Origin of the sequence: Snodgrassella sp. M0110 (genome assembly GCF_016101465.1) — a bacterium.
GTDB lineage: Bacteria > Pseudomonadota > Gammaproteobacteria > Burkholderiales > Neisseriaceae > Snodgrassella > Snodgrassella alvi.
On record NZ_JACFQM010000006.1, the window covers coordinates 25940 to 36331 of the forward strand.

Consider the following 10392-nt stretch of genomic DNA (forward strand, 5'->3'; position numbering starts at 1 on the left):
ATATTACGCTTTATAAGTACGATATAAAATTCGTTGCATTATCCAAACTAAAATTAAAAATAAATTTTAAAATCAAATAAGATAAATATATTTTAACAATTAAGCAAATATCATCTAAAAAGGTCAGATTTATGCCTTGGAAATTTTCCCGACGTGCGCAAAATTTAAAAAGCTCAACCATCAGAGAAATCCTTAAAGTCACCGAACAAGCAGATGTTATTTCATTTGCTGGCGGCTTACCGGCACCAGATACATTTCCATTATCAGAAATCAAAGATGCAGCTAATGCCTTACTGGAAAACCAGGATATTTATGGTGCACTACAATATGGACCAAGTGAAGGCTATACACCTTTACGGCAATGGATAGCTAATTATTTATCTGAACGTGATCATGTATCTGTCAATAGTGATGAAGTTCTGATAGTAACTGGTTCACAGCAAGCATTGGATTTAATCGGGAAAGCACTAATTGATACTAACGATAAAGTACTGGTAGAAACTCCGACTTATCTTGGGGCATTACAATCCTTTAATCAATACAATCCCGAATATATAGCTATTGCCAGTGATAATGAAGGCTTAATTCCTGAAACTATTGATAATGAACTGGCAAGCTCTGCAAAATTTCTATATAGCATTCCAAACTTTCAAAACCCTACCGGACGTCGGTTACCATTACACCGACGACAGGCTTTAGCCACAAAAGCAAAACAGAATAATTTATTGCTGATTGAAGATGACCCTTATGGCGATTTGGATTATCAGGGTCAGCGCCTGCCTGCTTTATATACGCTGGCACCAGAAAACACTGTTTATTTAGGTTCTTTTTCCAAAATTTTAGCGCCGGGGCTCCGCTTAGGATATCTAGTTGCGAATAAGCAATTCATCAGTAAACTACTTCCGCTAAAACAGGCTTCTGATTTACATACCCCTAGCCTGACCCAGTACATTGCTTATCAGGTTCTTAGTAAAAATAATTTTCTCAATCATCATATTCCGAAAATCCGCCAGCTCTATAATGCCCGCTGCCAGTATATGTTGCAATCATTAGCACAGTATATGCCTAAAGAAGTTAGCTGGAATCAACCTGAAGGAGGTATGTTTATCTGGGTTGAATTACCTGAATATATTAATGCTACTGAATTACTCAAAGAAGCCATTGCTCAGAAAATAGTTTTTGCTCCCGGTGAAACTTTCTATGTACACGGTGAAAAAAATAATTGTTTAAGGCTGGCTTTTGTAACTGTTTCAGAAGAAAAAATTGATACAGGGATAAAAAAAATGGCAGATATAATTAAACATCACATTCAACAACAATTGCTGTGAAATATTAGCAAACTGCATCAATCTGTTTTTTCCACCACAGCCAATACCTAGTATAGTATTGGTTTTTTTATGGCTTAAACTATTAACTAAATACTCTGCACACCAATTGAAACTGGCTAATAAATTCTGCATTAATGGTAGAATCATTAACCGCAAAATATCCACCTCACCTGTCACAGCACAGATTTTGCCTAAAATTCTGGATTGGTTATTCTAACCTGTTCAATTAGCCGAATTAAGAATAAATAAAAAACGGACTGGATAATATCCAGTCCGTTTTAGTAATTCAATTAATTATTGAACTTTAATTTCAACATCAACACCAGCTGGCAAGTCCAGTTTCATCAATGCATCAGTGGTTTTATCAGTCCAATCGATAATGTCCATCAGACGCAGATGAGTACGAATTTCCAACTGTTCACGTGAAGTTTTATTCACGTGAGGAGAACGCAGCAGATTAAAACGTTCGATTTTGGTTGGCAGAGGAATCGGACCTTTTACCACAGCGCCAGTACGTTTGGCAGTGTCTACGATTTCCTGTGCAGAACGATCAATTAGAGCGTAGTCATAAGCTTTCAGACGAATACGGATTTTCTGGTTTTTCATATCTATATTCTTCCTGATTAAGCGATAACTTTAGCAACCACACCGGCACCAACTGTTCGGCCACCTTCACGAATCGCAAAGCGTAAGCCTTCTTCCATCGCAATCGGATGAATCAGTTCTACGTCTATCGTTACATTCTCTCCCGGCATTACCATTTCCACACCTTCTGCCAGACTTACTGCGCCAGTTACGTCTGTTGTACGGAAATAGAACTGCGGACGGTAGTTCGCAAAGAACGGTGTATGACGACCACCTTCTTCTTTGCTCAGTACGTATACTTCTGCTTTGAATTTGGTGTGCGGAGTGATGCTGCCCGGTTTTGCCAGTACCTGACCACGTTCTACTTCTTCACGTTTGGTACCACGCAGCAATACACCTACGTTATCACCTGCCTGACCCTGATCCAGCAATTTGCGGAACATTTCAACGCCAGTACATGTGGTTTTCTGGGTGTCTTTCAAACCAACGATTTCAATTTCATCACCCACATTGATTACACCGCGTTCTACACGACCGGTAACCACGGTACCACGACCTGAAATTGAGAATACGTCTTCAATCGGCAACAGGAATGGTTTGTCTACTGCACGTTCCGGTGTAGGAATGTAGCTGTCCAGTGCATCTGCCAAAGCCATAATTGAAGCTTCACCAATGTCTGACTGGTCACCTTCCAGTGCTTTCAGAGCTGAACCTTTAATCAAAGGAACATCATCACCCGGGAATTCGTAGCTTGACAACAGGTCACGAATTTCCATTTCTACCAGTTCCAACAACTCTTCGTCGTCTACCATGTCACATTTGTTCATGTAAACGATAATGTAAGGTACACCTACCTGACGAGCTAACAGGATGTGCTCACGGGTTTGTGGCATTGGACCGTCAGCTGCAGAAACCACCAGAATCGCGCCGTCCATCTGGGCAGCACCGGTAATCATGTTTTTCACGTAGTCAGCGTGTCCCGGGCAGTCAACGTGTGCATAGTGACGTTCTGCAGTTTCGTATTCTACGTGTGATGTATTAATGGTAATACCACGGGCTTTTTCTTCCGGGGCATTGTCAATCTGATCATAAGCTTTGGCTGCACCACCAAATTTCTGGGACAGAATGGTACACATTGCAGCAGTCAAAGTGGTTTTACCATGGTCAACGTGACCAATGGTGCCAACGTTTACGTGCGGTTTGCTCCGCTCGAATTTTTCTTTAGCCATGGCTACTTCCTATCTAAAGATGATTAGGTTTATCAATTCTAATGGTGCCCATGGACAGAATTGAACTGTCGGCCTCTCCCTTACCAAGGGAGTGCTCTACCCCTGAGCTACATGGGCGTACGGTAGGTATTTACTTATCTGGAGCGGGTGAAGGGAATCGAACCCTCACCGTAAGCTTGGAAGGCTTCTGCTCTACCATTGAGCTACACCCGCATACTCACTTAAAAAAATTACAAGCAAGACTGGAATTTTGGTGGAGGGAGAAGGATTCGAACCTTCGAAGCTTTCGCAACAGATTTACAGTCTGCCCCCTTTGGCCGCTCGGGAATCCCTCCAAAAGAGAACGGCATGATAATGTTCATTTTCCACTTCGTCAAGTCTATTCAGCATTTTTTTTTGCTTAAAATAGTAATCAACTGTTTCAAATACATTTCATGCCTGGAAAAATTTACTCTTTTTCCGCCATTAGCTGCTGATATTTTGCTTCCAGCTCTTCTTCGCTTTCCGGATGTTCTTCATCAATAATGATACAGTCTACCGGGCAAACTTGCTGGCATTGCGGCTCATCATAATGGCCGACACACTGTGTACAGCGCTCCGGGGTGATTTCATAAATCTCATCACCCTGATAAATAGCGTTGTTTGGGCACTCAGGCTCACATACATCGCAGTTAATGCACTCATCTGTTATCAAGAGTGACATGTTTTTCCTTTATCGTTAAATTTAACTCTAAACCGTTGGGCGCGGATTATAGCACTATTTTGTTTTCTCTCCTGCAATCCGCTCTTTCTCTCTATTCAGCATTAATTTTATGATAAGTCAATAATTCAAAACGACTTATACCTGACTTTCCTTGTTTAAGCACCTCCCAGCCAGCTGGAAGTACAGGTAATGTGTTACTTTCCATGTATACGCGCGCATTCGGAAGCAAATGTAATGAAAGAGCATCCAGTAGTCCATGCCATTGCTGCCAGACATACGGCGGATCGAGAAATACTATGTTAAATTGCTGGTGATTATTTATGAGAAAACTGTGTGCTTCTGTACAGATAAGCTCTATCTGCCCAAAATTCAATTGCTGCACATTACTTTTTATTGCTGCAGCAACCTGACGATTTTTTTCTATCATAGTAACTTTAGCAGCATTTCGTGATGCAGCCTCCAGCCCCATTACCCCGCTACCGGCAAAAAGATCCAGAACTGCCATTCCGGTTAAATCCTGTCCCAGCCAGTTAAACAATCGTTCACGCACGCTATCTGCAGTCGGACGCAGTCCTTCGGCTGCCGGAAATGTTAATTTACGTCCGCGATGAGTACCGCCAATAATGCGTACCTGATTGCGATGCTGATACTGTACTTTTGCCACGTATACTCACTCCGATAAAAAAAGACTTTCAGGCATTCTGAAAGTCTTGATACATCTAATTTCTTAAAGCAGCCTGATTTATTCTTTTGGTGCAGGTGGCTCAATCTGCTCCGTATAACCGCACTCTTTTTGCGGACACACTTTTTCAGTTCCGCGCCGCTTAGTTGTTTTGATAGTCATTATTGGCCAGCCACACTGCGGACAGCTTTCTTTAACCGGCGGATTCCAGACAGCATAATCACAGTCCGGATAGGTATTACAACTGTAAAATAATTTACCATAACGGCTTTTACGCTCAATCAGACTGCCTTTATGACATTTAGGGCACTCAATACCCGTGTCTTTTGGCTTTTCAAGCGGTTCAATATATTTACATTTAGGATAATTGGCACAACCAATAAATTTACCGTAGCGTCCGCGTTTATATACCAGTTGTCCTTCACACTTCGGGCAAACCCGCCCTTCTACAATTGTCGGTTCTTCTGCTGCCTTTGCTGCTTCCTCGGCTGTTTCATTAACATTGCGGGTGTAGTCACATTCCGGATAACCGCTGCATGCAATAAAACGCCCGCGCTTACCAAATTTAATTTGTAATTGATGGGTACCGCATTTAGGACAGATTTCATCCAGATTTTCGGCAGTTAATTCTGCGCGGGGTATATCTTCCTTAGCTTTGATTTCTTTATCAAAGCCTTTCCAGAACTGCTGCATTACAGGTTTCCATTCCCGTTTACCGCCGGCAATGTCATCCAGCTGATTTTCCAGTCTGGCAGTAAAGTTATAATCCACATACTGACCAAAATGTTCGGTCAGAAATTTATTAACCACTTCACCGGTATCAGTGGGCATAAAACGCTTCTGTTCCAGAGTAACGTATTCCCGCTCTTTTAGTGTGGAAATAATACTGGCATAGGTTGATGGACGACCAATACCATACTCTTCTAGTGCTTTAACCAGACTGGCTTCAGAATAACGCGGTGGTGGCTGGGTAAAATGCTGCTCGCCAAAAATCCTGTCAACCGGCAAACTGTCACCCTCATGAAGTTCCGGCAATTTTTTGGCATTCTCATCTTCTTCGTTGTCGTCCACACCCTCTTCATAGACACTGAGGAAACCGGCAAAAGTTTGTACCTGACCGGTTACTCTGAAGATACCTTTACCCACAACAATATCAACACTGGTAGTATCAAAGCGTGCAGGCGCCATCTGACAGGCCACTGCCCGCTGCCATATCATCTGATACAAGCGAAACTGGTCGGCAGTCAGAAATGGTTTTACTGCTTCTGGCGTACGATACACTGAGGTAGGACGAATAGCCTCATGCGCTTCCTGTGCATTTTTAGATTTGGTTTTGTATATTTTGGGCGATGAAGGTAAAAATTCATTACCGATTTTGTTGTCAATATAATGACGTATTTCTGTTACAGCTTCATCTGAGAGACTAACCGAATCGGTACGCATATACGTAATCAGACCCACAGCTCCTTGTCCGACATCCACACCTTCATATAACTGCTGTGCGGTACGCATGGTACGATCAGTTGTCATACTCAGCTTACGTACTGCTTCCTGCTGCATAGTCGAGGTGGTAAATGGAGCCGCAGGATTACGGCTGCGCTTTTTCTTTTCTACGTTAGATACATGTGCTGGTTGACCGGCCAAAGCTGAAACGATACCTTGCTGACGTTCTTCATCAGGAATGTCAAATTGTTCCAGCTTCTGCCCCTGCCAATGGGTTAATTTAGCGGTAAATTTAGTACGTGCTTTATGGCTGTCAAGGTGTACAGTCCAGTATTCCTGTGCAGTAAACTCGCGGATTTCCTCTTCTCGTTCACAAATCATGCGCAATGCTGGGCTTTGTACTCTGCCAGCAGATAAACCACGACGAATTTTTTTCCACAATAAAGGTGATAGATTAAAACCTACCAGATAATCCAGTGCCCGTCTCGTCTGCTGCGCATCTACCAGCGTTTGTGACAATTCACGCGGATGAGCTACTGCATCCAGTACAGCTTTTTTGGTCACTTCATGAAACACTACCCGCTTTGGCTGCAGGTTTTTCAGACCGCGTTTGGATTTCAGTATTTCCTGCAAATGCCATGAGATGGCTTCACCTTCCCTATCCGGGTCGGTAGCCAGATACAATGCATCAGCCTCTTTAGCTGCAGCCACAATTGCATCGAGATGTTTGGCATTACGACTTACTAACTGGTATTTCATAGCAAAGTCATTTTCCGGATCCACTGCACCGCTTTTGGGAACCAGATCACGCACGTGACCGTAGGAAGCGAGAATTTCAAAATCGCTACCTAAATATTTCTTCAGCGTTTTCGCTTTAGATGGAGATTCAACAATCAACAGGTTTTTTGCCATTAGTTCAGGCTCACATTCGTAATTTAAATATTTGTGATATGTTGTTAGTCTGGATTATTCTAATAAATACATTTGAACAATGCAAAAAGCTTTCAGACACGCTGACTGAAAGCTTTCAAGCAACTGTATCGCTTCAGTAACTTACTGCATGACGGCTTCACCATTGAGCGCAGCCATTAATTCATCACCTATCAGCACCGGTAATTCTGAGCGGTGTGCCCATAACACCAGTAAAGCTAATACTTTAGCATGATCCACCGTAATATCTTCGTAAGGTAAGTTCATCAGGGCATTGAGTACAAATTCACGCTGCTCTGGATTAAGAGCACCATTCTGCTCCAGAAAATGTACCAGTCCACGCACTTCAAGCGGAAGCGCATCGAGCTCTTCATTATTATAAATGCGTGATCCAGTGCTATTGCGTAACTTTTCTGCCGGAATTAATGGTTCAAAACGCAAATCGTCCAGACAGGATAAAGCATCGCCGATTTCTTCATCATTAAAACCGACTTCTTCCAACAATACGCCTAAGTCTTTACGCGGTGGAAATGCATCAACGTCTTGAAAGTGCTCAATCAAAAACGCTATTACATCAATCATTTGCTTTCCTCTCAAGATTTAATGCGTTGATAACAACCGCCTGGCAGAGTGGTAATCCAGCCACCAAGCTCCAATGTCACGAGATGAGCATACACATCTGTAGCAGCCATGCCAAGTGCTGTAACTAACATATCCGGATGCATTATGCCGTAACCCAGTCCGTCCAGCACCTGCTGCTCCATCGGGTTAAGTATACAATCTGGTGAATGAACTGATAATGAATCTTCTGAACTATCAGTATTTGTAGATGATTTACTTACATCATCAGTTTGCAGATGAGGACGATTGCTATATGATTGCAAATCTTTTTTTTGCAAGAGGCGTGGACATTCCTGCAAAATATCTTCCAGATTTTCTACTAATTTGGCACCCTGTTTGATTAATGCGTGACAGCCTTTACTTAAAGGGTTATCAATAGAACCCGGTATCGCCATAACTTCCCGCCCCATTTCTCCAGCCAGTCTTGCAGTAATCAATGAGCCCGATTCAGTTGCGGCTTCAACTACCAGCGTACCCTGACTAAGTGCAGCAATCAAGCGGTTACGTCGCGGAAAATTTCCGGGCGAAGGACGAGTAGCCAAGGGAAATTCAGAAATAATACAGCCATGAGCAGCAATTTGTGTGGCTAAATTTTTGTTACGTGCCGGATATACTCTGTCAATACCTGTACCCCAAACTGCCACTGTTGTACCCATCGCCTGCAAAGCACCCTGATGTGCTGCTGTATCTGCGCCACTAGCCATACCTGAAATAATTGTTACACCTTTCTGAGCCAGCGCAGCAGCAAAATCACGAGTAATGCGCATGGCTTGTGGAGTAGCATGCCGACTACCAACAATTGATAAAGCAGGTTGATGCAAACACTGGCTATCACCACGAACAAACAATAATGGTGGCGGCGTCAATCCATTAGTTAACATTGCCGGAAAATCATTATCTACCAGTAATAATAAACGTGCATCAGAATGCGCCTGCTCCCACTCTAAAGCACCTTCTGTTGCCTGTTTAGCTATTTTACTGTGCCAATATTTACCGGCTTGCTGATGATGAAAAAAAGGAGTTACTTCAGCAGCAGATGCACTCAGAGCATTTTGTGCAGAACCAAAATATTTAATTATACGAAGAAAAGTTTCAGCACCAACAAACGGAGTCAATGCCAATTCAATCCAGGCAAGGCGTTCTTGTGTATCCATATTATAGTTTTAGCATTTACTACATTTAATTATGACAAAAGAAATATAAATAAACAATTCCTATTAATTTTATTATCAATTTACTTAATTATTTTCTATTTATCATTCCAATATCATTTAAAAGTGTATCGAATTATTTTGAATCATAATGAAAAATTATTAAATATGTGTGCATTTTAATCTATATATATTCAGATTCAGTATCGAAATATTATGAAACTCAAAATTGTAGCTGATTGAGTTGAAAGACATCAGAATAAAAAACTTATTTTAAATAATGTCTGATTACTTCAGGCAGTAATAAAAATATTGAATTCCTAGGCTGAATAAATTTTTTAAATCTTAGCTGATAATATTGATCTACTTGTTTGGAAAGTCTGCCAGTATTTCGAAGTCTCACCAATTCATACTTTATTCATGAATTTGTGAGTAAAATTAGAAATACATAATTTTTCAATTAAGCTAACAGATATAAGAACTATAAAACACAATAATACCTGTCAATTCAATTATATTTGTAAAATTTATCAAATAAAACACCTGGTTGCTGCTTAAAAACAGAAAGCTTATTTTTATCTAAATCCAGATATAAGCCACAAATTAATGATTAAATAGTCATTATATTGTTTATATCATAACTGTTTAGTTCTTCACTTGATTTGCCGACATTAAAGTTTTTCTAAATAAAAATTATTAGAGAACATATTTTAAGCGTAAAATCAGACATAATTTCTAATAACGCTTTTATTTATTATAAAAAAATATGTTGCACTAAATTCACAATCTTGAAATACAAACTGACACAGTCATAAATTATTTTCGATTAAATTACATTTATTGCTTGAAAATTAACTTTTTTAGTATAAAAATATCAATTCTTTTAAAATATTTACTTTTAAGGAATAAAATGTTTAAAAAACTATTAGCTGTATCATTATTAAGTTTTGCATTAGTTGGTTGTGGTGGTGATGATGGTCCTAAAGTTGATTTTACAACAGTAGAAACTTATACCAGTTCTGTACAAGCAGCTACTGAAAAATTAAGTGATACAGATAAAGCTGCTTTTGCTCGTGCACTTGTTAATGTAACAGCTAAAGCGGCAACTAATCCTGCCAATAATCGCAATGATGCTAAAATAGCTGAAGAACTTAAAAGCAAACTTAATGGTAAAACAGCTAAACAAATTATCAGTGAATATGATAAATAATTTTAACTGATTAGCTCTAAAGCCCGCATCAGCGGGTTTTTTTTATAAATAAATTTAACCTCATTGCTTAATTTATTTATAATACATACCGTTATAAACCCAATTAACATTATTTTAACTCAATTACTTTTGATTATGATAATTTAATTTATTTATAATTTAGTTGATTACAGTTATTTTTTAATTTCCTGAAGAAATTTTATATACTTACGGCAATAGAATAGTACATTTGAGGTGTCTAGTGATTTAGTTAAAACTTAAAGAAGTAAAAAAAGATTTATCAACTAATTACAGATATGTTTATTACTGATTTATTGCATAACTAAGCATATTTTATTTATTCAAGTTATTGTTTTAGCCTTGTAAATAAAGTTAAATCAACTAAAATTTTTAAATATTCCCAATTTAAACTATTTAATTCAATAATTTATAATTATTCATATCTATACATAACTGGATTAGTTTATATCTGTATTTGTACCTTAGATATATAAATATCTGGGCAGATTT

9 protein-coding genes and 3 tRNA genes are annotated in these 10392 nt (G+C 39.5%); 2 read left to right on the plus strand and 10 right to left on the minus strand.

Annotated features, from left to right (window positions below):
- Positions 1-131: 131 nt before the first annotated feature.
- Positions 132-1328, plus strand: a complete 1197-nt coding sequence (locus H3T84_RS08765) for a PLP-dependent aminotransferase family protein (RefSeq protein ID WP_198218883.1) — start codon at positions 132-134, stop codon at positions 1326-1328.
- A gap of 294 nt (positions 1329-1622) precedes the next feature.
- Here the strand turns inward: H3T84_RS08765 and rpsJ are convergent, their stop codons facing one another.
- From rpsJ to dprA, 10 genes are all read right to left on the minus strand, one after another.
- A complete protein-coding gene (gene rpsJ, locus H3T84_RS08770) occupies positions 1623-1934 on the minus strand; it encodes a 30S ribosomal protein S10 (RefSeq protein WP_025329903.1) in 312 nt (103 codons plus the stop codon).
- A 17-nt stretch (positions 1935-1951) separates the two neighbouring features.
- Positions 1952-3142 carry an elongation factor Tu gene (gene tuf / locus H3T84_RS08775; protein WP_025329891.1) on the minus strand — a complete coding sequence of 397 codons (1191 nt, stop codon included), beginning with the start codon at positions 3140-3142 and terminating at the stop codon, positions 1952-1954.
- A gap of 42 nt (positions 3143-3184) precedes the next feature.
- Positions 3185-3259: transfer RNA gene (locus tag H3T84_RS08780), tRNA-Thr, on the minus strand.
- Positions 3260-3281: 22 nt separating this feature from the next.
- Positions 3282-3355 (minus strand) — tRNA-Gly (locus H3T84_RS08785).
- A 38-nt stretch (positions 3356-3393) separates the two neighbouring features.
- Positions 3394-3477, minus strand: a tRNA-Tyr gene (locus tag H3T84_RS08790).
- A 113-nt stretch (positions 3478-3590) separates the two neighbouring features.
- Complete coding sequence (locus H3T84_RS08795; protein ID WP_037392355.1) at positions 3591-3845, minus strand: YfhL family 4Fe-4S dicluster ferredoxin; 255 nt, start codon at positions 3843-3845, stop codon at positions 3591-3593.
- Between the two features lie 91 nt (positions 3846-3936).
- Positions 3937-4509: a 16S rRNA (guanine(966)-N(2))-methyltransferase RsmD gene (gene rsmD / locus H3T84_RS08800; protein WP_198218884.1), complete on the minus strand. Its 573-nt coding sequence runs from the start codon at positions 4507-4509 to the stop codon at positions 3937-3939.
- A 78-nt stretch (positions 4510-4587) separates the two neighbouring features.
- Positions 4588-6882, minus strand: coding sequence for a type I DNA topoisomerase (gene topA / locus H3T84_RS08805; protein ID WP_198218885.1), 2295 nt, complete (start codon positions 6880-6882; stop codon positions 4588-4590).
- A gap of 141 nt (positions 6883-7023) precedes the next feature.
- Positions 7024-7482 carry a DUF494 family protein gene (locus tag H3T84_RS08810; RefSeq protein WP_025329887.1) on the minus strand — a complete coding sequence of 153 codons (459 nt, stop codon included), beginning with the start codon at positions 7480-7482 and terminating at the stop codon, positions 7024-7026.
- A gap of 11 nt (positions 7483-7493) precedes the next feature.
- A complete protein-coding gene (gene dprA, locus H3T84_RS08815) occupies positions 7494-8675 on the minus strand; it encodes a DNA-processing protein DprA (protein ID WP_198211616.1) in 1182 nt (393 codons plus the stop codon).
- Positions 8676-9582: 907 nt separating this feature from the next.
- On the opposite strand from dprA, the gene H3T84_RS08820 reads away from it, so the two are divergent.
- On the plus strand, positions 9583-9882 hold the full coding sequence (locus H3T84_RS08820) for a DUF6694 family lipoprotein (protein ID WP_037476179.1): 300 nt from the start codon (positions 9583-9585) through the stop codon (positions 9880-9882).
- Positions 9883-10392 lie beyond the last annotated feature (510 nt).

Coding starts and splice junctions, on each gene's coding strand:
- tuf (WP_025329891.1), bottom strand. CDS start 3,142: ATGGCTAAAGAAAAATTCGAGCGGAGCAAACCGCACGTAAACGTTGGC.
- H3T84_RS08795 (WP_037392355.1), bottom strand. CDS start 3,845: ATGTCACTCTTGATAACAGATGAGTGCATTAACTGCGATGTATGTGAG.
- H3T84_RS08765 (WP_198218883.1), top strand. CDS start 132: ATGCCTTGGAAATTTTCCCGACGTGCGCAAAATTTAAAAAGCTCAACC.
- rpsJ (WP_025329903.1), bottom strand. CDS start 1,934: ATGAAAAACCAGAAAATCCGTATTCGTCTGAAAGCTTATGACTACGCT.
- topA (WP_198218885.1), bottom strand. CDS start 6,882: ATGGCAAAAAACCTGTTGATTGTTGAATCTCCATCTAAAGCGAAAACG.
- H3T84_RS08820 (WP_037476179.1), top strand. CDS start 9,583: ATGTTTAAAAAACTATTAGCTGTATCATTATTAAGTTTTGCATTAGTT.
- H3T84_RS08810 (WP_025329887.1), bottom strand. CDS start 7,482: ATGATTGATGTAATAGCGTTTTTGATTGAGCACTTTCAAGACGTTGAT.
- dprA (WP_198211616.1), bottom strand. CDS start 8,675: ATGGATACACAAGAACGCCTTGCCTGGATTGAATTGGCATTGACTCCG.